Origin of the sequence: Aquicoccus porphyridii, assembly GCF_008369105.1 — a bacterium.
Lineage (GTDB): Bacteria > Pseudomonadota > Alphaproteobacteria > Rhodobacterales > Rhodobacteraceae > Aquicoccus > Aquicoccus porphyridii.
This window is the reverse complement of the sequence record NZ_VINQ01000025.1, coordinates 1-17,667: the sequence shown is the minus strand read 5'-3', so window position 1 is coordinate 17,667 and position 17,667 is coordinate 1. Positions and strand designations below refer to the sequence as shown.

18 protein-coding genes and 1 tRNA gene are annotated in these 17,667 nt (G+C 63.9%); 7 read left to right on the top strand and 12 right to left on the bottom strand.

Annotation, left to right across the window (positions count from 1 at the left end; all coding sequences use genetic code 11):
- Positions 1-49: 49 nt before the first annotated feature.
- A complete protein-coding gene (gene argB / locus FLO80_RS20045) occupies positions 50-916 on the bottom strand; it encodes an acetylglutamate kinase (RefSeq protein ID WP_111367607.1) in 867 nt (288 codons plus the stop codon).
- A 155-nt stretch (positions 917-1,071) separates the two neighbouring features.
- Here argB and FLO80_RS20040 point away from each other — a divergent pair, with 155 nt between their 5' ends.
- Entirely contained in the window at positions 1,072-1,800 is a 729-nt protein-coding gene (locus tag FLO80_RS20040; protein WP_111367609.1) for an SDR family NAD(P)-dependent oxidoreductase, read from the top strand.
- A 143-nt stretch (positions 1,801-1,943) separates the two neighbouring features.
- Here FLO80_RS20040 and yihA read toward each other — a convergent pair whose 3' ends face one another.
- The 10 genes from yihA to rpmH all read right to left on the bottom strand — a co-directional run bounded on the left by yihA (position 1,944) and on the right by rpmH (position 10,291).
- A complete protein-coding gene (gene yihA, locus FLO80_RS20035) occupies positions 1,944-2,594 on the bottom strand; it encodes a ribosome biogenesis GTP-binding protein YihA/YsxC (protein WP_111367611.1) in 651 nt (216 codons plus the stop codon).
- On the bottom strand, positions 2,591-3,352 hold the full coding sequence (locus FLO80_RS20030; protein WP_111367613.1) for an MOSC domain-containing protein: 762 nt from the start codon (positions 3,350-3,352) through the stop codon (positions 2,591-2,593). The genes yihA and FLO80_RS20030 overlap by 4 nt, the downstream gene beginning before the upstream one ends.
- Positions 3,349-5,175, bottom strand: a complete 1,827-nt coding sequence (gene yidC, locus FLO80_RS20025; protein WP_111367615.1) for a membrane protein insertase YidC — start codon at positions 5,173-5,175, stop codon at positions 3,349-3,351. The genes FLO80_RS20030 and yidC overlap by 4 nt, the downstream gene beginning before the upstream one ends.
- Positions 5,176-5,363: 188 nt before the next feature.
- The gene (locus FLO80_RS20020) at positions 5,364-6,908 is read right to left on the bottom strand and encodes a putative bifunctional diguanylate cyclase/phosphodiesterase (protein WP_111367617.1); all 1,545 of its coding nucleotides are present in this window, start codon (positions 6,906-6,908) and stop codon (positions 5,364-5,366) included.
- Positions 6,909-7,012: 104 nt separating this feature from the next.
- Positions 7,013-7,858 (bottom strand): tRNA 2-thiocytidine(32) synthetase TtcA, encoded by an 846-nt coding sequence (gene ttcA, locus FLO80_RS20015; RefSeq protein WP_111367619.1) that lies wholly within the window; start codon positions 7,856-7,858, stop codon positions 7,013-7,015.
- 86 nt (positions 7,859-7,944) lie between these two features.
- A complete protein-coding gene (locus FLO80_RS20010) occupies positions 7,945-8,154 on the bottom strand; it encodes a hypothetical protein (RefSeq protein WP_111367621.1) in 210 nt (69 codons plus the stop codon).
- A complete protein-coding gene (locus FLO80_RS20005) occupies positions 8,151-9,302 on the bottom strand; it encodes an aromatic ring-hydroxylating oxygenase subunit alpha (RefSeq protein ID WP_111367623.1) in 1,152 nt (383 codons plus the stop codon). The genes FLO80_RS20010 and FLO80_RS20005 overlap by 4 nt, the downstream gene beginning before the upstream one ends.
- Positions 9,303-9,407: 105 nt before the next feature.
- Positions 9,408-9,686, bottom strand: coding sequence for a membrane protein insertion efficiency factor YidD (gene yidD, locus FLO80_RS20000; protein WP_223145523.1), 279 nt, complete (start codon positions 9,684-9,686; stop codon positions 9,408-9,410).
- Complete coding sequence (gene rnpA, locus FLO80_RS19995) at positions 9,683-10,030, bottom strand: ribonuclease P protein component (protein ID WP_111367627.1); 348 nt, start codon at positions 10,028-10,030, stop codon at positions 9,683-9,685. The genes yidD and rnpA overlap by 4 nt, the downstream gene beginning before the upstream one ends.
- Positions 10,031-10,156: 126 nt before the next feature.
- The gene (gene rpmH, locus FLO80_RS19990; RefSeq protein WP_012177012.1) at positions 10,157-10,291 is read right to left on the bottom strand and encodes a 50S ribosomal protein L34; all 135 of its coding nucleotides are present in this window, start codon (positions 10,289-10,291) and stop codon (positions 10,157-10,159) included.
- A 284-nt stretch (positions 10,292-10,575) separates the two neighbouring features.
- On the opposite strand from rpmH, the gene FLO80_RS19985 reads away from it, so the two are divergent.
- The 5 genes from FLO80_RS19985 (at position 10,576) to FLO80_RS19965 (ending at position 14,678) form a co-directional block, all read left to right on the top strand.
- Entirely contained in the window at positions 10,576-11,316 is a 741-nt protein-coding gene (locus FLO80_RS19985) for a TVP38/TMEM64 family protein (RefSeq protein WP_111367629.1), read from the top strand.
- A complete protein-coding gene (locus FLO80_RS19980; RefSeq protein WP_111367631.1) occupies positions 11,316-12,698 on the top strand; it encodes a dihydrolipoyl dehydrogenase family protein in 1,383 nt (460 codons plus the stop codon). Before FLO80_RS19985 ends, FLO80_RS19980 begins: the two co-directional genes overlap by 1 nt.
- 102 nt (positions 12,699-12,800) lie before the next feature.
- Complete coding sequence (locus tag FLO80_RS19975; RefSeq protein ID WP_111367633.1) at positions 12,801-14,237, top strand: sensor histidine kinase; 1,437 nt, start codon at positions 12,801-12,803, stop codon at positions 14,235-14,237.
- A 47-nt stretch (positions 14,238-14,284) separates the two neighbouring features.
- A tRNA-Arg gene (locus tag FLO80_RS19970) sits at positions 14,285-14,361 on the top strand.
- Positions 14,362-14,498: 137 nt separating this feature from the next.
- Positions 14,499-14,678: a hypothetical protein gene (locus FLO80_RS19965; RefSeq protein WP_111367635.1), complete on the top strand. Its 180-nt coding sequence runs from the start codon at positions 14,499-14,501 to the stop codon at positions 14,676-14,678.
- On the opposite strand, the gene FLO80_RS19960 is transcribed toward FLO80_RS19965, so the two are convergent.
- Positions 14,664-16,412: an ATP-binding response regulator gene (locus tag FLO80_RS19960; protein WP_188078366.1), complete on the bottom strand. Its 1,749-nt coding sequence runs from the start codon at positions 16,410-16,412 to the stop codon at positions 14,664-14,666. The two genes, FLO80_RS19965 and FLO80_RS19960, sit on opposite strands and share 15 nt — an antisense overlap.
- A gap of 615 nt (positions 16,413-17,027) precedes the next feature.
- On the opposite strand from FLO80_RS19960, the gene FLO80_RS19955 reads away from it, so the two are divergent.
- Positions 17,028-17,582 carry a BapA/Bap/LapF family prefix-like domain-containing protein gene (locus FLO80_RS19955; RefSeq protein WP_149187089.1) on the top strand — a complete coding sequence of 185 codons (555 nt, stop codon included), beginning with the start codon at positions 17,028-17,030 and terminating at the stop codon, positions 17,580-17,582.
- Positions 17,583-17,667 lie beyond the last annotated feature (85 nt).

The following is a 17,667-nucleotide window of genomic DNA, read 5'->3' as shown; positions in this document are numbered from 1 at the left end:
GGGTGAGGTCTGGTATTCCACCGCCCCGGTTGGGGGCGCGGGCCGGGGATCAGATCTCTTCGCGGATCAGGCTGCCTGCCCCGTGCTCGGTGTAAAGTTCGAGCAGCACTGCGTTGGGCACGCGACCATCGAGGATGACCACCCCGCGCACCCCGCCCTCGATCGCGGCTAGCGCGGTTTCGGTCTTGGGGATCATGCCGCCCGCGATGATGCCCTCGGCGGTCATTTCGCGAATCTGGTCGGCGGAAAGCGCGGTCAGAACCTCGCCCTCGGCGTTCTTGACGCCCTCGACATCGGTCAGAAGGAGCAGCCGGTCGGCCTTGAGCGCGCTTGCGATGGCGCCAGCGACGGTGTCACCGTTGATGTTGAAGGTTTCGCCCGCATCGCCCGCGCCCAGGGGGGCGATGACCGGGATCATGCCCGCCTCGAACATGGTGTGCAGGATCGCCGGGTCGACCTCTGACGGCGTGCCGACAAGGCCCAGCGCCGGATCGGTCCGGGTGCAGGTGATCAGGCCCGCATCCTTGCCCGACAGCCCCACGGCGCGCCCGCCCTGGCCGTTGATCGCCTGCACGATACGCTTGTTCACCCGGCCCGAGAGCACCATTTCGACCACGTCCATCGTGGCCGCGTCGGTCACCCGCTTGCCACCGACGAACGTGCTTTGGATGCCGAGCTTTTCCAGCATGGCATTGATCATCGGCCCGCCGCCATGGACGATCACCGGGTTGACGCCGACCTGCCGCATCAGCACCACGTCGCGGGCGAAAAGTTCCATCCCCTCGTCGCTGCCCATGGCGTGGCCGCCCAGCTTGATCACCACGATCGCGCCGGTATAGCGTTGCAGGTAGGGCAGGGCCTCGGAGAGGGTCCGGGCGGTGGCGATCCAGTCGCGGTTCATGGTCTGCTTTCTCATCGGGTTTCTTTCCTTGGCGCCCCTGATTAAGCGTTTCGTGCCCCGGTGCCAAGTCTTTGCATGCCGGGGAGGAATCGGGGTTGGCGCTGCGCCCCATTGCCGCCGCCGCGCGAGTTGATAGAGTTGCGCGGATCGAGCAGCAGGGGATAGGAACGATGACGCAGAAAACCATGCTTCTGACCGGAGCGAGCCGCGGGATCGGGCATTCCACGGTGCGGCAGTTCAACCGCGAAGGCTGGCGGGTGATCACCTGTTCACGTCAGCCCTTTCCGGCCGAATGCCCATGGGGCGGCGGGGCCGAGAACCATGTCGAGATCGACCTGGCAGATCCGAACGACACGATCCGCGCGGTCGAGGTGATCCGCGAGAAACTGGGCGGGCGGCTTGATGCGCTGGTCAACAATGCGGGGATTTCGCCCAAGGGCGCGGAGGGCGAGCGGCTCAACACGCTCGACACCGATCTCAAGACATGGGGGCATGTCTTTCACGTCAATTTCTTTGCCTCGGTGGTGCTGGCGCGCGGCCTCAAGGACGAGCTGGCCGCGGCAAAGGGCGCGATCGTGAACGTGACCTCGATCGCGGGCTACCGGGTGCATCCATTCGCCGGGGCCGCCTATGCCACCTCCAAGGCCGCGCTCAAGGCGCTGACCCGCGAGATGGCGCATGATTTCGGGCCACTGGGGGTGCGGGTCAACGCCATAGCGCCGGGCGAGATCGAAACCGCGATCCTGTCACCGGGCACCGACAAGATCGTCGAGCAGATCCCGCTGCGCCGTCTTGGCCAGACCGAGGAGGTGGCCCGGACGATCTTTTTCCTCTGTTCGGATGCCAGCAGCTATATCTCGGGCACGGAGATCGAGATCAACGGCGGGCAGCATGTCTGAGCCCCGGGTGAGGGGCCAGCCCCTCACACTCCCCGGAGTATTTCGGGCAAGATGAAGGATGGGCGCAGGATGTGGTCTTCATCTGACGAAAAATGCCTTGGGGGTTTGGGGGTGGAACCCCCAAGTGCGCCCGTGCAGTCAGATCAGACCAGATCGGCGATGATGGCACGCAAGGTGGGGATGCCTTCGCCCTTTTCGGCCGATGTCAGGACGATCTCTGGGAAGGCGGCGGGATGTTTTGAAAGCCTCTCGCGCACCTGGCCGAGAATCCGGTCACGCTCGCCCGCCTTGACCTTGTCGGATTTGGTCAGCACGCATTGGAAGGTGACGGCCGAGGTGTCGAGCCGTTTCATGATCTCTTCGTCCACGTCCTTGATGCCGTGGCGCGCGTCGATCAGCACGAAGGCGCGGCGCAGCGACTGGCGGCCCGAGAGATATTGCTTGAGCAGGCGTTGCCATTTCTCGACCACCGCGAGGGGCGCGTTGGCATAGCCGTATCCGGGCAGGTCGACGAGGTAATGATCCACCCCGGCGGTGAAGAAGTTGATTTCTTGCGTGCGTCCGGGCGTGTTCGAGGCCCGGGCCAGCCCCTTGCGCCCCGTGAGCGCGTTGATCAGCGTCGATTTGCCCACGTTCGAGCGGCCCGCGAAACAGACCTCGATCCGGTCGGCGGGGGGCAGGCCGGACATCGCCACCACGCCCTTGAGAAACTCGGTCTCGCCGGCAAAGAGCAGGCGGCCCTTTTCAAGCGCTTGCGGGTCGGGATCGGCGGCGATCGGGAAGGTCAGTTTCATGGCAGCACCTCGAATGTATCGCCTTCGGTCACCGGGCCGCCGGTCGTGACGCGGGCATAGACGCCGAAATCCTGGTGGCCGTATCCGTGGCGCAGGGTACCCAGCGTGTCGGCATCGCGCTGGCCGGTTTCGGGGTTGGCCTCGGTCATGCGGCAGCGGGTGATCGGTTCGACCACTTCCAGTTCGGCCGCGCCGAGTTTCAGGCGGCGGCCCACGAGGTCGAATTCTTCCCAGGGCGCGAGCCCCTCGATCAGGAGGTTTCCACGCCATCTGAGGGGGGAGAGCGGGCGACCGATCCGCTCTTCGAGTGCGCGGTGCGAGGCCAGGTTGATGAGCGAGATCGACGGGTAGTCGGTGTCGGTCATCGCCGTGTCCGGCACGCGCACCAACCGCGACGGCGGGAACTTTGCGCCCGGCGAGATCGGCGCCACCCACGCGATGAAGTCGCGGCCCTGGTCATCGTCGTTGGGGTCGATGGTGAGGGTCGGGCGGTCGGGATGAAAGAAGGTGAGGGTGCGGTGGGCCGGATCGGTCACGCATTCGATCTGTTGCAGCGTCGGCACCGAGGCCCCGCGCGAGAAATGGCCTGGCGGGGTCCATGCGGGGCGGTCGAGGTCGAAGCCGGAGCGTTCATGCGCCACCGCCCAGACCCTGTCCCAAGGCAGGGCGTGGCCCGTCTCCAGCGTGACCATGCCGATCCGTTCGCGGCCATGGGCCTTGACCGGGTGGCGCCAGATCTGGGCGAGGTGCGTGCTCATTTATCCCCGGATTTCGCCCCGCGCGAAAAGCTCGAGCGGATATTGCCGAACAGGTCGGGCTTGTAGCCGTGGCTGCGCATGATCGTGTATTGCTGGATGAAGGTGATGGTGTTGTTGGCGATCCAGTAGAGCACCAGCCCGCTTGCAAAGCTGCCCAGCATGAACATGAAGACCCAGGGCATCCAGGCGAAGATCATCTTTTGCGTGGCATCGGTGGGGGCGGGGTTGAGTTTCTGCTGGAGCCACATCGACACGCCGAGCGCGATCGGCATCACCCCGATGAACACGAGCGCGAGGATCGAACCGGGTTCGGGCGTGCCCCATGGCATGAGGCCGAACAGGTTCATGAGCGAGCTGGGATCGGGGGCCGAAAGGTCGCGAATCCAGCCGATCCAGGGTGCGTGGCGCAGTTCGAGCGTGACGAAGATCACCTTGTAGAGCGAGAAGAAGATCGGGATCTGCAACAGGATCGGCAGGCAGCCCGAGGCCGGGTTGACCTTTTCGCGCTTGTAGAGCGCCATCATTTCCTGCTGCATCTTCTGGCGGTCGTCGCCGCATTGCTCCTTGAGTTTCTCCATCTGTGGCTGAAGTTCGCGCATCTTGGCCATGGAGGCATAGGATTTGTAAGCCAGCGGGAACAGTACCAGCTTGATCACGAGGGTCAGGCCGATGATCGCCCAGCCCATGTTGCCGATCGCCCCGTTGAGCCAGTGCAGCAGCGCGAAGATCGGCTTGGTCAGGAAGAAGAACCAGCCCCAGTCGATCGAATCGAGAAACTTGACGACGCCGTCTTCGTTCTCGTAGGCGCGGATCGTGGCCCATTCCTTGGCCCCGGCGAAGAGCCGCGATTGCACATCGACCCGCTCGCCGGGGGCGAGTTGGCGCGTGTTCTGCACGGTTTCGGTTTGATAGATGTTGCGGCGCTCGTCGTATTTCACCACCGATTTGAACGCGTTGCCGCCATCGGGGATCAGCGTTGCCATCCAGTAGTGATCGGTAAAGCCGATCCAGCCGCTTTCCTGCACGCGCGTCACCTCGGCACGGGCCCCTTCGGCAGGGTCGAAGGCGTAATCGGTCACATCGTCATAATCGGTCTCGGTAAGCTGACCATCGGCGAAGCCGACGATACCCTCGTGCAGGATGAAGAAATTCTTCATGTCCTCGGGTTCGCCGTGGCGGGCGAGAACGCCATAGGGGGCCAGTGCGACCGTCGACCCACCGGTGTTCTCGACCGATTGGGTGACGGTGAACATGAATTTCTCGTCGATCGCGATCTCACGATGAAAGGTCAGCCCCGCGTCGTTGGCCCAGCTCAACTGGATCGGGCTTTGCGGGGTCAGCGTCTGGCCGCTTTCGAGTGTCCAGAGTGTCGTCGGCCCCGGCACCGCGTCGAGCCCGAGACCGGTCCCGGGGGCCCAGCCGTAAAGCGCGTAAAAGGCGTTGTCGCTGCCAAAGGGGGACAGCAGGCTGACGATATCCGCACCCTCGTCGAGGGATTCGCGGTAACCCTTGAGCGACAGTTGGTCGATCCGGCCGCCCAGAAGCGAGATCGAACCCTGGAGGTTGGGCGTGTCGATGGTGATGCGCGGCGCGTCGGCCAGATCGCCGATTGTTCCGGTCGCACCCGTCGTGTTGGCGACGTCGCCGGCCGGGGCATCGGCGGTGGGCGCACCTGCCACCGGGGCGTCGGTGCCCTGGATCGCGGTTTCGCCGGTGGTTTGCTCCTGCGGAGGTTCGGGAGGTGGGAACATGATCGCCCAACCGATGATCACCAGCATCGAGAGCACGACGGCAAGGATTAGATTCTTGTTCTGATCGTCCATTATGGGCCCACACGCTTGCATTTCGGTGGGGCAGGTTCAACAGAGACTGGGCGCAAAGGTCAAGCCGATAGTGGGACCGGGCCCGAGAAACGGGGCGCTTTGTCTTGTCGCGCGCTTTGCTGCGGGTTTCGCGTGATCGGGATCGTCATGCCCTTGGGGTCAGGGCCATGGGCGCCGGGGGCGGAGGTTCAGCCCGAGCCGCGCCCGATCCGGGGTGGCGTGCCAAGCCGTGCGGCATGGCCGCGCATCCAGTCGAGCGTCGCGTCGAACGGCATCGGCCGCCCGATCGCGAATCCCTGGACGTGACGGCATCCCAGTTGCGCCAGCATCGCGTGCTCGCCCGCAGTTTCGACCCCTTCGGCGAGGGTTTCTATCCCGAGGCGGTCGGCCATGGTCAGGATCGCGTTGACCATGCGCTGCTGTTCGGGGTCGCCATCGACATGGGTGATGAAACTGCGGTCGATCTTGATCCGACCGATTGCAAAGCGGCGCAGCGCGGCGAGCGAGGCGTGACCGGCGCCGAAATCATCGAGGTCGATACGGCAGCCCATTTCGGACAGGCGCGCGAGGTTGCGCGCGGTCATGTCCTCGGGTGCGCCGGCGACCACCGATTCCAGCACCTCGATGGTCAGCCGCCCGGGCGCGAGGTCGAACCGGTCCAGTTCCCACCGCATCCTGTCGGCCAGTTTCGGATTGCGCAGTTCCTCGCCGGTCATGTTGATCGCGATGGTCGGCACCGGGGCGCCCGCGGCGTCCCATGCGTTGACCGCCGTGAGCGCGCCATAGAGCATCACCTCGCCCAGCCGCTCGATCTGCCCGGCCTCATGCAGCACCGGCAGGAAATCGGCGGGCGGGATCAACCCGCGTTCGGGGTGAATCCAGCGTGCCAGTGTTTCGAACCCGGTGACATGGCCGGTATCGGTGGATATCTGCGGTTGAAACCAAGGCAGGATCTCGCCGTTTTCGAGCGCGATCAGCGCCTCGGTGCAGAGCGTGTCGCGCCGGTGGCGGATCTGGCCCATTTCGGGGCTGTAGGCGCGCACCGCCGAAGGGCCACTTCGCCGCGCCTCATCGAGTGCGATTCCGGCACATTCGACCAAGGCCGTGCCGCTGTCATCGGGGCTGCGGCTCGACAGGCAGAAGCCAAGGCCCGCCGAGAGATAGATCGTCCGCCCGTCATGCGCCAGCGGTTCCTCGATCGCGGTTTGCAGTCGCGTCGCCATCTGAATGCCGGTTTCAAGATCGAGACGCGGCATCGGTGGTAACACCACGCCGAACCGGGCCTCGCCCATGCGAAAGAGCCCGTCATCGTTGCGCAAGATGGTCTGAAGCCGGGTCGCGGACCGTGCAATCAGCGTTTCCGCGGCGCCGGGGCCGATACGTTCGGCGATGCGGCCGAACTCCTCGATCTCGATCACGAAACAGGCGGTCTTGAGCTTTGCGGCGGCGGCATGGGCCATCGACGCCTCGGCCATTTCGATCATCGCGTCGGATTGTGGCAGGCCGGTTGCAGCGTCATGCGTGCCCGCTCCGTGCGTACCTGCGCCCAAGGCCCCCGCGATCAGCACCAGAATCGGCATGCCCAGCGCCACCACGATCAGCGCCTCTTCGCCGCCGAGCCAGAACGCACCGAGCGCGAAGGCGGGCAGGAAGGCCAGTGCCTGTGGCCCGTTCAGCACCCGCGTGAGCGTATTGCGCAGGGTCTGTGGCAGGAATGCGTGGCGCCCGGCCATGGGCAAAGCTCCTCTGACGGTTTCAGAGGGCAGGCTAGGCGGGAGCGTCTGAAGATCCGTTTAACGCCGGTTCGCGGGTGGCGCGAAGATGGCTAAAACTCGATCTACTGACCGTCGCCGCCCCCGGCGGCGCGGGTCAGCCCGGCGAAATCGAACAGGCCGGGATCGAGCAGATGCGAGGGCCGCGCGTTCATCAGGGCGCGGAACATCACCTGTCGGCGGCCGGGGCTGTTCCTTTCCCATCCGTCGAGGATCGTCTTGACCTGCTGGCGTTGCAGCCCGTCCTGGCTACCGCAGAGATCGCAGGGGATGATCGGATAATCCATCGCCCGGGCGAACCGCTCGCAATCGGCCTCGGCGACATGGGCGAGCGGGCGATAGACGAAAAGATCACCCTCTTCATTGACCAGCTTCGGGGGCATCGTGGCCAGCCGCCCGCCGTGAAAGAGGTTCATGAAGAAGGTTTCGAGAATGTCGTCGCGGTGATGGCCGAGCACCACCGCCGAGCAGCCCTCTTCGCGGGCGATGCGATAGAGATTGCCGCGGCGCAGGCGCGAACAGAGCGCGCAGAAGGTCCGGCCCTGGGGGATCTTGTCCATGACGATCGAATAGGTGTCCTGGTATTCGATCCGGTGGGGCACCTGCATCTTTTCGAGAAACTCGGGCAGGACCGTCGCCGGGAAGCCCGGTTGCCCCTGATCGAGATTGCAGGCCAGGAGTTCGACCGGCAGAAGGCCGCGCCATTTCAACTCGTAGAGAATGGCCAGAAGGGTATAGCTGTCCTTGCCCCCCGAGAGACAGACCAGCCATTTCGCACCGGGTTCGATCATGCCGTATTGCTCGACCGCCTCGCGCACGTTCTGCACCAGACGCTTGCGGAGCTTGCGAAACTCCGTCGTCTTTGGTGCCCCGTGAAAGAGCGGGTGGATATCGTCGGCCTCATCAAGCATGGGGCGCGATATGCCATGTCGCGCGCGTCGGGGGAAGGGGGCGGTTGCGTTTTCGCCGTCGCCCCGGCATGCAGGCCCGCGCGCTTTCAGATCCGCCCCATGGCGTGCAGCTCCGCGCGCAGGTCCACGGCACGCGCGTCGCCCGCTTCGAGTGCATGGACAAAGGCATGGGTGAGGTAAAAGCCGCGCGCCACGTCGCTGGCCGCAGTGAGGGCGGCCTCGTGATAAAGCGCGATCAGCGCCGGGCCGTCGCCCGCGTCTTGCGCCGCGCGCATCCGGGCGTCGAGACCGTTCATTCCGCCGCGAGGCCCTGCTGCCGGTGCGTGGCAATCTTGCCCGCCACCCAGGCGTGAAACAGATGCGTCGGCCCGTCCATCGCGGGCGAGAAACGCCCGCCGTCGAAGCCGGGGGTGTGGCGGCCCTTTTGCATGCCCTCGACGACGAACACGTCCTCTTCGAAGACCTGTTTCCACTGTGCGGTGTTTTGGGCGCGCAGGGCATCGTCGGTCTCGGGGGTGGCATAGTAGAGATGAACATGCTCGACCGTCCGGTCGAGGGCCACGGGTTCGAGGATGATGGCGAAGGCATGATCGCGCTGCGCGCCGAAAAGCACGTTGGGATAGAGCGCCACGTATTCCGCGCCCGCGTCCCATTTCCGTGAAAGGCCCGGAAAATCGGGGAACACCGTGCCGTCATCGCCCCTGATCTGGCGATAGACATGGGTGCCCTGGCCAGAATAGCACCCCGGCGCCTCGATGTGGTAATGGTCTTCGAGCCGCGAATAGCTGTTGAGGCCCGGATGCACCCAGGGCAGGTGATAGCTTTCGCAGTAATTCTCGACCGCGAGTTTCCAGTTGGTGTTCACTTTGAGCGTGAAGCGGCTGTCGGTGCCGCCATGGTAATGCGGGCTGTCGAATTCGCGCCACCGATTCAAGAGGTCGGCATGAACATCCTCGAACGGGGCGGCATTGCCGTTGAGGTTGACGAAGATCACGTCGCGCCAGATATGGCTTGGCACTTCGACAAGGCCCAGAGCGTCGCGGTCGATCCCGTCATGGGTGTTCATGCCCGGCCCGCCGACATGGGGCGTGGCGACGAGGCGGCCGTCATGGGCATAGCACCAGGAATGATAGGGGCAGCGGATCGCGCCCTCGATCTTGCGCGGCTCGGAGACGAGGATCATGCCGCGGTGACGGCAGATGTTGTGAAACACCCGCACCAAATTGTCGCGCCCGCGCAACAGGAGGAGCGGCACCCCGAGGAACTCGACCGGTTTCGCATCGCCCGGTTCAGGCACATCGGCGGCCACGGCGAGCCCGGCCCATTCGTCGAACAGCAGGGCGGCGCGTTCCTCGGCGAAAACATCCGGGTCGGTGTAATGGGCATTGGGCAGCCCGTGGGCGCTGGCGATGGGGCGGATTACGGTCGAAAGGTCGGTGGTCATTTGTGGCACTCCACGATTCGAATGAATGAATCCTAGAGTGATTTGCCGTGACGGCTTGTCTCACCGCGACCAGCACCTGACGCAAGGCGACCCTCGGGTTGCGGTTCAGCCGTGGTGATCGTGATCGCAGCGCGGGTTCTGCCCGGCGTCATGCGCGGGGCCGGCACCGGGCACCGGATCGTAACCGCTCGCCCCCCAGGGATGACAGCGCAGGATTCGCCGCAGCGCCAGCCACCCGCCGCGGATCGCACCGTGACGCTCCAACGCGTCGAGCGCATAGGCGCTACAGGTGGGTTGATAGCGGCAGCCATGCCCGACCCATGGCGAGAACAGCAACCGGTAAGCGCGCACCGGCAGGGCAACGATATGGGCCAGTGGGCTCATGCGCCGTGAATCCGGTTGAGCGCGTGAACGAGATCGCCCTTGAGCGCCTCGAACGGTCGGTCGATCGTGGCCCCGGCCCGCCCGATCAGCACGTAGTCCCATCCCGGACGCCCGTGTTCCGGCAGCACCATGCGCGCGACTTCGCGCAGGCGGCGCTTGGCGCGGTTGCGCGCGACCGCGTTGCCGACCTTCTTGGAACAGGTGAAACCGACGCGGATCGGGCCATCCGGGTCGTCGGGACGCTGCCGGGCCTGCACCATCATTCCGCGCGTGCCCTGCCGCTGCGCGCGGGCGCAGGCAAGGAACTCGGATCGGGATTTGAGGATCTCGGGGGCGGGTGTCATGATCCGGCCTTATCCACAAACGCGGATATCGGACAAGCGAAAACCGCCCGGGCCTTGGCCCCGGCGGTCGCGGAAAGGGTCATCTGTGCAAATGCCCCCGGCGCAGGGATACGCCGGGCCGAACGCTTACGCGCTCAGGCTCTTGCGGCCACGCGCGCGGCGGGCGTTCAGGATCTTGCGGCCGGCCTTGGTTGCCATGCGGGCGCGAAACCCGTGGCGGCGCTTGCGAACCAGGTTCGAGGGTTGAAAGGTGCGTTTCATCGCTCCGTCTCCGTCGTTTGGGAACAGGCGCGGAATCGCGGATGTCCCGGAAATGCATCGAAGCCCGGTCTATAGGGCCGCGCGCACGGCCTGTCAAACAGCCAGTGCGGGGTTTTGCAACAAAACCGGGGTCGGGCGGGGCCAAATGTTACAATGCTGCGGTTTCGGCGGTAAATCCTCACGTTTCGCCGGTTTGCGTTCAACGCGACGTGAGAAACATGGGTTCCTTGCGGCGCGCGGCGCATTTTCATGCCAGACAAGGGCGTGAAGGAGCCACTATAAAGATGACCGATATGACACAACCTGGCGGAACAGAGCGAAAATCCGGCCTTTTGCGCGCCCTGCCGTTCCTGCTGATTCTGGCTATCGCGGCGGTGGGTGCCTTTGTCCTGCGCGACTGGCTGACATTCGAGACGCTGCGCGATCACCGCGCCGCGCTGCTGGAGTTTCGCGACGCCTATTATTGGCCTTCCGTCGCGGTGTTCATCGCCGCCTATGTGGTGATCGTGGCCTTTTCGCTGCCCGGCGCCACGGTGGCGACGCTGACCGGCGGGTTCCTGTTCGCCACATTTCCCGGGGCGCTTTACAATGTAGGTGCCGCGACCATCGGTGCGACGCTGATCTTCCTGGCTGCACGCTGGGGGTTTGGTGAACGCCTTTCGGCGCGAATCGAGGCGGGCGAAGGCACGATCAAACGCATCAAGCAGGGGATCAACGAGAATCAGTGGTCGATGCTGTTCCTGATCCGACTGGTGCCCGCGGTGCCGTTCTTCGTGGCCAACCTGCTCCCGGCCTTCCTAAACGTGCCGCTGCGGCGCTTCGTGATCTCGACCTTTCTGGGCATTATTCCCGGCGGGGTGGTCTATACCTCGGTCGGTGCCGGGTTGGGCGAGGTGTTCGAGCGTGGCGAAAGCCCGAATCTGGGCGTGATTTTCGAACCGCATATCCTGTTGCCGATCCTCGGGCTGTGTGCTTTGGCGCTGTTGCCCGTGATCCTCAGGGCGGTGCGCGGGAGGGCGTTGTGATGGAGCGGATCAAGGCCGATATCCTGGTCATCGGCGGTGGCTCGGGCGGGCTTTCGGTCGCCTCGGGAGCGGCGCAGATGGGCGCCGATGTCGTGCTTCTGGAAGGGCACAAGATGGGCGGGGATTGCCTCAACTATGGTTGCGTGCCCTCGAAGGCGCTGCTGGCGATGGGCAAACGCGCCCATGCCGGGACCGGAACCAACCATGCCGAGGCGCTGGATCATGTGCGCAAGGTCATTGCCACGATTGAACCTCATGACAGCGTCGAGCGGTTCGAGGGTCTGGGCGTGCGGGTCATTTCCGACTACGGCCATTTTGTCTCGCCCACCGAGGTCGAGGTGGGTGGAGCCCGCATCACCGCGCGGCGGATCGTGATCGCCACCGGCTCTTCGCCGCTGGTGCCGCCGATTCCCGGGCTGGACAAGGTGCCGTATGAGACCAACGAGACGATCTTCGACCTTGAGGAAACGCCCGGTCATCTGCTGATCATCGGCGGTGGGCCGATCGGGGTGGAAATGGCGCAGGCGCATCGGCGGCTGGGTTGTGACGTCACCGTGATCGAGGGCATGAAGGCGCTGGGCAAGGACGATCCCGAAGCGGCAGCGGTGGTGCTCGATGCGCTGCGGGGCGAGGGCATCGCCATCGAAGAGGATGCCATGGCCGACGAGGTGCGCGGCAAGCCGGGTGCGATCGAGGTCGAGGCCAAGGACGGGCGCATCTTCAAGGGCACGCATCTTCTGGTCGCGGTGGGGCGCAAGCCCAATATCGACCGGCTGAACCTTGAGGCCGCCGGAATCGAGACGACCCGGGCGGGCGTCAAGGTGGATGCGCGGCTCAGAACCACCAACCGGCGCGTCCTTGCCATTGGCGACGTGGCGGGTGGGCTGCAATTCACCCATGTCGCGGGCTATCACTCCGGGCTGGTGATCCGGCAGGCGCTGTTCGGCCTGCCCGCAAAGGCGCGGACCGACCATATCCCGTGGGCCACCTATACCGACCCCGAACTGGCACAGGTCGGGCTGACCGAGGCAGAGGCCCGCGAGGCGCATGGCGACCGGGTCGAGGTGGCGCGCTTCGACTATGCGGGCAACGACCGGGCCATCGCCGAGGGCAGGACCGTGGGGTTCGTCAAGGTGATGGTCGTCAAGGGGCGCCCGGTGGGCGCGACCATCGTCGGCCATCAGGCGGGCGAGCATATCAATCTCTGGGCATTGGCGCTGGCCAGCAAGCTCAAGATGAGCGCCATCGCGGGCATGGTGTCGCCCTATCCGTCGCTGGGCGAAATCAACAAGCGCGCGGCAGGCGCCTATTTCTCGCCCCGGCTTTTTGATAGCAAAGGTGTGAAACGGGTGGTTGGCTTCGTGCAACGCTGGCTGCCGTGAAGGGGTGAAGATGCTTCGGGTTGAACGGCCGATTTTTCAGGCAATCCGCTCGCTGGGCTGTGCGCGCGCCGTGTCCACCGTTAAGATGCGGGGGTGTGTGCCATGCTGAACACGCTTTCGGGCCGGTTCCTGATCCTGACGATCATTTTCGTGATGCTGGCCGAGGTTCTGATCTTCGTCCCTTCGATTGCGCGCTTTCGTGAGGATTTCCTGCTTTCGCGCCTCGAACGCGCCCAGATCGCCAGCCTCGCGTTGCTGGCCGATGACATGATCGACCCCGGGCTTGAGGAAGAACTGTTGCGCAATGCCGGGGTGTTCAACGTGGTGCTGCGCCGCAACGAGGCGCGGCAATTGATGCTGTCATCGCCGATGCCGCAGCCCGTGCATCAAACCTATGATCTGCGCGCGGCCACGGCGATGACCCTGATCCGTGACGCGGTGGCGCGGCTGGCCGATCCCGAACCGCGGGTCATTCGCGTGATCGGCAACCCGGTGCGAGAGGCGGGGCTGCTGATCGAGGTGTCGATGGAAACCGCCCCGCTGCGCGCGGCGATGATCGATTATGGATTGCGCATTCTCGTGCTGTCGGCGGTGATCTCGGTCATCACCGCGGCGCTGCTCTTTCTCGCGGTGCGCGCGATCCTGGTCAAACCGATCAAGCGGGTGGTGGCGCAGATGCAACGTTATGCCGCCGATCCCGAGGATTCGCGCCGCATCATCACCCCCACCGCGGGCGTGGTCGAACTGCGCGAGGCCGAAGAGGCGCTCAAATCGCTCGAAACGCAACTGACCGCGGCGCTCAAACAAAAGGAACGCCTTGCCCAACTGGGCGGCGCGGTGGCCAAGATCAGCCACGATCTGCGCAACATCCTGACCAGCGCCCAGCTTTTCACCGACCGGATCGAAATGAGCGAAGACCCTGCGGTGCAGCGCCTGGCGCCCAAGCTCGTCAATTCGATCACGAGGGCCGTCAACCTGTGCGAGACCACGCTCGCCTTCGGCAAGGCCGAAGAGCCCGAGCCCCGGCTTTCGCGGGTCATTCTGGCCGAACTGGTGGGCGACGTGGTCGCCAGCGAGCGGCTCGCCGTGGGCGAGGCCGATGTCAGTTTCGCTGAGGACGTGCCCGCCGGTTTGACCATACTGGCCGATCCCGAACAGCTTTACCGCGTGCTCTTCAACCTCGTGCGCAATGCGCGGCAGGCGATCACGGGCAGCGGGCAGGGCGGCGAGATCGCGGTCGCTGCGTATGAGGATGACAGCCACTGGATCATCACCGTGACCGATACCGGCCCCGGACTGCCGCCCAAGGCACAGGAACATCTCTTCACCGCGTTCCAGGGCGGGGCGCGCAAGGGCGGGTCGGGTCTGGGCCTTGCCATTTCGGCCGAGCTGGTGCGTGGGCATGGTGGCAAGCTGCTGCTCGAATACACCGGGCCTGGCGGCACGGCGTTCACGATCCGCCTGCCCCGGGGCGAAAGCGGTGCGGGCTGGTCGGAAGGGGCCGAAGCGGTCAACGGCGTGGCGGCGGAAAAATCCTGATTTGCCCCTTGCATTGCCCCATCCTTGGGGCTATCTCACGCCCCCACGGACCGATAGCTCAGCTGGATAGAGTACCTGACTACGAATCAGGGGGTCGGGGGTTCGAATCCTCCTCGGTCCGCCACTTCCCACTCTCAAGACGATGACCTGGCGGGGCAATTCGATTTCCCCGGGAGTCATGCCGTCAAAAGACGTGCCATTGTTGGCAAGTGGCCGTCGTGGCCCAGCAATGATTTCCGTTTCGCGCGCGACAGAGAGATCATGGCGAAGATCGCGCTTCATGTTGCGAAAAACATGGTCCCCCGCAAGGTAAGCGCCAGTCGAACGTTCTTCGACCGTGAACCGTATTGCCATGAAGCGATCGCGATAGGGCTTGCGGTGAATGAAGGGGCATTGAACCGAGAGGGGTTCGACATGGCCTTTGTATCAGGGGCCCTTTAACGCCAACAAGGTCGTTTCGGTGCATTCGATGGCCTGATGTAGCAGATCGGAAGCGGCACGCATGGCCTGGCTTCCGTCGGGGCGGAGGCGCGAGACGGCCTGAATGACACGCAGGGCGTGTTCCACCATCGCCAATCCGGTAAGGCCGGAAGACCCGAGTGCGGAGTGGATGGCTTCGCGCCTCTTCTGAGTGACGCCCGAGAGCAGGATTTGATCACGCAGGTTGCGGGCTTCGTCGAGTGCGCGCTTGGCGAGCGAGAGGGCGATCTCTTCGCCCATATCTTCGCGCAGTTCTTCAAAGAGGCTTTGGTTGAGGACCGCTGTGGGGCGCGGCTGTCTGGTGATCGGCGCGGGTTCGGCGAGAAGGGATGCCACGCGGCGACAGAGCATGTGCGAGCCGATAGGCTTTTCGATCATCGTTTCGATCCCGAGGGCATCGCAGGCTGCGCTCCAGTTTTCGCCCTGGTGACCGCTGAGGGCCACGATCCGGGGCATGGGTAGTGGGGTATCGTCCACATCTTCACGCAGCAGTAATCGGATAACCAGGGCAAACCCGTCGATATCCGGCATCTCGAGGTCGAGAAGCACGAGATCGTATTCCGCCGTCTTGGCGGTCAGAAGATCGAAGGCGTCTCTGCCTCCAGGGGCGACCGAAACCGCTGCGCCGACGTTGGAGAGACAACGTTCGAACAGGCTCCGGTTGACGTCGTTGTCCTCGACGACAAGTAGGCTGGCCCCGGCGAGAAGATCATCTGCCCGGTCCACCTCGGCCGGGTCTGCATCGTGTCCTGCCTCCGAGATGGCGAGGGGCAGCGAAAAATTGATGGTAAAACGCGAGCCTTTGCCTGGGCGGCTTTCAATTTGCAGCTTACCGTCGAGCGCGGCAATGGCCTGTTGAATGATGTGAGTCCCAATTCCCGTGCCGGAAAAAGGAAGCTTGCCAGTTTCTGTGTGGAAGGGGCTTGGGTAATATGCGTGACCGGTTTCAGAGATCCCGATGCCGGTATCCTGGACGATCAGGATAAAGGCGCGTCGCGTCGGATCGTCGGAGTGGGGGCGTTCGGTAAGGGCAACGCGAATGGTGCCGTCATGGGTGAACTTCGCTGCATTGCTGAGCAGGTTGGTTGTGAGCGCTTCAAGCGACGCGGCAGAGCCAAACACTCGCGGGCCATCCGGAGGATCGGCGATATCGGTGACGAGGACGTTCCCGTTTCGACGGGTGAGGGGGCTGAGCCGTGCAACGGTGTCGCGCAGGAGGGCGGCCACCGAAAAGTCGGTATCCTTCTGGGCGACAGGGCGATACTCGGTGCGGGCCTGGTCGAGAACCTCGGTGATGAGCGTGAGCGCTCGGCTGGCCGCACTGGATAGGCTGTCATGTAGAGGCGCATCGTCGGGTTCGGGCCTGCCTAGCATGTCGGCGGCTGCGACAATCGTTTGCAATTCAGTGCGGATATCATGAACCGCTTGGCCGAGGAGCCGCGCGCGTTCGGGTTCGTCCACGGGGGCTTGAAGCAAGAACAGGGCGTTCGCCCCTTCTCCGATCCGGCTGATAAGGATCTGGCGTGGGGGCGTGTAGCTCGAAGGCTCGATGGTGGGGCTGTCGATTGATCGATATAGAGCCGACACGGGTAACGCCGCCGGAGCAATCGGCGCAGCATCACGTAGCGAGGGCCAGTCTGCGAAAGCGAAGTGATGCGCGCCAACCTTCTCCCCGGCGGGGTTGGTGAGAAGCACACGTCCATCTGTGTCAAGCACCTGGCAAGGAGTGACGACAGCACTCAGCGACGCGGTGACAGTATCGGGAAGATATGTGCCGTCAGGGCCAGTCGTCGACGAGGTCATAAGGCTTCTTCGTGGTGTCTGTGTGCGGCACGGATTTTGCCCCTTCATAAACGCTGTGAGACCCGCAATTGCAAGGAGTTTCCCGTGTTTGCCGCTCTCGACGCCTGAGAAAGCAGGCGATTCGCCGATTCATGAGAGTTGTGCAGGCGATTGCGGGGCGGTTGTTTCCTGCTCCAAGCCAATGCGGGGGAAGTTTTTGAATTGTTCACCGGGGCCGCGTTGTCCGGATTTGTTCCGGTGGCAGGTTGGCTGCGGTTTTCAGTTATTTTCGTGATTTTCCGACTTTTTATCAGGGTATCCACCCGGAGTGATTGACAGGAAATACGAAAAGCTGGTTATACATACTAAAGGCCATAGTTATGCACCTTTGGGGCTGCCTTGCATCGATAGTTGAGATGTATGGTGGTGTAGCGCGATGGCTTTGATGCTGAACCGCTCGGTGGTGCGGTCGGGAGTCCGATCAAGCCCGTGGGCAAAAATCTGTGTTAAGGATCAGGAACCAAAGCTATGTCGACAAAAGTGCTGAAGGCTGAGAAGCCCACCGACTTTCAGATCAACGTCAAACGTGCCGATGTGGATAATTTCTTCCGCAGCGGTGATAACCTTGTGGTTCGTTTGAAGAATGGTGATCAGATTGTAATTGAAGATTTCTTCATTGTTGGACCCGATGGAGAGACGAGCAAGCTCTCACTCATCGATGGTCCCTACACTTTCGAAAGCGCAGATCTTGCCGGCGCCGAGGATGCAGCGGCTGGCGCTGGTTCAGGTCTGGCGGACGCGTTTGGTATGGGAGAGGAAGATCTTGCGGTAGCAGCCGCCGTCGGGGGAGGCGGTCTGCTCGCTGCGCTTGCCGGTGGCGACGATGACGATGATGGCGACGCGGATGCCGATGCGGATGCTGACGCCGATGCGGATGCAGATGCCGATGCGGATGCGGATGCGGATGCCGACGCGGATGCTGATGCCGACGCAGATGCTGATGCCGACGCGGATGCGGACGCTGCGGGTTTCAGTAATTCCCGGACAAGCATTTCAGTAATTTCCGGACACGCGTTTCGGTAAATCCCGGACAGTCATTTCGCTAATTCCCGGACAGCTCCGGGAGGGCTTTGGGCCGGTTGGTCATCGCCTGCGCCGTTACGGCATT

Bases quoted from the DNA above. Each gene is read 5' to 3' on its own strand.
- yihA (WP_111367611.1), bottom strand. From the start codon at position 2,594: ATGAAACTGACCTTCCCGATCGCCGCCGATCCCGACCCGCAAGCGCTT.
- rnpA (WP_111367627.1), bottom strand. From the start codon at position 10,030: ATGACACCCGCCCCCGAGATCCTCAAATCCCGATCCGAGTTCCTTGCC.
- yidD (WP_223145523.1), bottom strand. From the start codon at position 9,686: ATGAGCCCACTGGCCCATATCGTTGCCCTGCCGGTGCGCGCTTACCGG.
- FLO80_RS19985 (WP_111367629.1), top strand. From the start codon at position 10,576: ATGACCGATATGACACAACCTGGCGGAACAGAGCGAAAATCCGGCCTT.
- FLO80_RS19980 (WP_111367631.1), top strand. From the start codon at position 11,316: ATGGAGCGGATCAAGGCCGATATCCTGGTCATCGGCGGTGGCTCGGGC.
- FLO80_RS19955 (WP_149187089.1), top strand. From the start codon at position 17,028: ATGTCGACAAAAGTGCTGAAGGCTGAGAAGCCCACCGACTTTCAGATC.
- FLO80_RS19975 (WP_111367633.1), top strand. From the start codon at position 12,801: ATGCTGAACACGCTTTCGGGCCGGTTCCTGATCCTGACGATCATTTTC.
- FLO80_RS20030 (WP_111367613.1), bottom strand. From the start codon at position 3,352: ATGAGCACGCACCTCGCCCAGATCTGGCGCCACCCGGTCAAGGCCCAT.
- ttcA (WP_111367619.1), bottom strand. From the start codon at position 7,858: ATGCTTGATGAGGCCGACGATATCCACCCGCTCTTTCACGGGGCACCA.
- FLO80_RS20020 (WP_111367617.1), bottom strand. From the start codon at position 6,908: ATGGCCGGGCGCCACGCATTCCTGCCACAGACCCTGCGCAATACGCTC.
- argB (WP_111367607.1), bottom strand. From the start codon at position 916: ATGAGAAAGCAGACCATGAACCGCGACTGGATCGCCACCGCCCGGACC.
- FLO80_RS19965 (WP_111367635.1), top strand. From the start codon at position 14,499: ATGGCGAAGATCGCGCTTCATGTTGCGAAAAACATGGTCCCCCGCAAG.
- FLO80_RS20005 (WP_111367623.1), bottom strand. From the start codon at position 9,302: ATGACCACCGACCTTTCGACCGTAATCCGCCCCATCGCCAGCGCCCAC.
- yidC (WP_111367615.1), bottom strand. From the start codon at position 5,175: ATGGACGATCAGAACAAGAATCTAATCCTTGCCGTCGTGCTCTCGATG.
- rpmH (WP_012177012.1), bottom strand. From the start codon at position 10,291: ATGAAACGCACCTTTCAACCCTCGAACCTGGTTCGCAAGCGCCGCCAC.
- FLO80_RS20040 (WP_111367609.1), top strand. From the start codon at position 1,072: ATGACGCAGAAAACCATGCTTCTGACCGGAGCGAGCCGCGGGATCGGG.
- FLO80_RS20010 (WP_111367621.1), bottom strand. From the start codon at position 8,154: ATGAACGGTCTCGACGCCCGGATGCGCGCGGCGCAAGACGCGGGCGAC.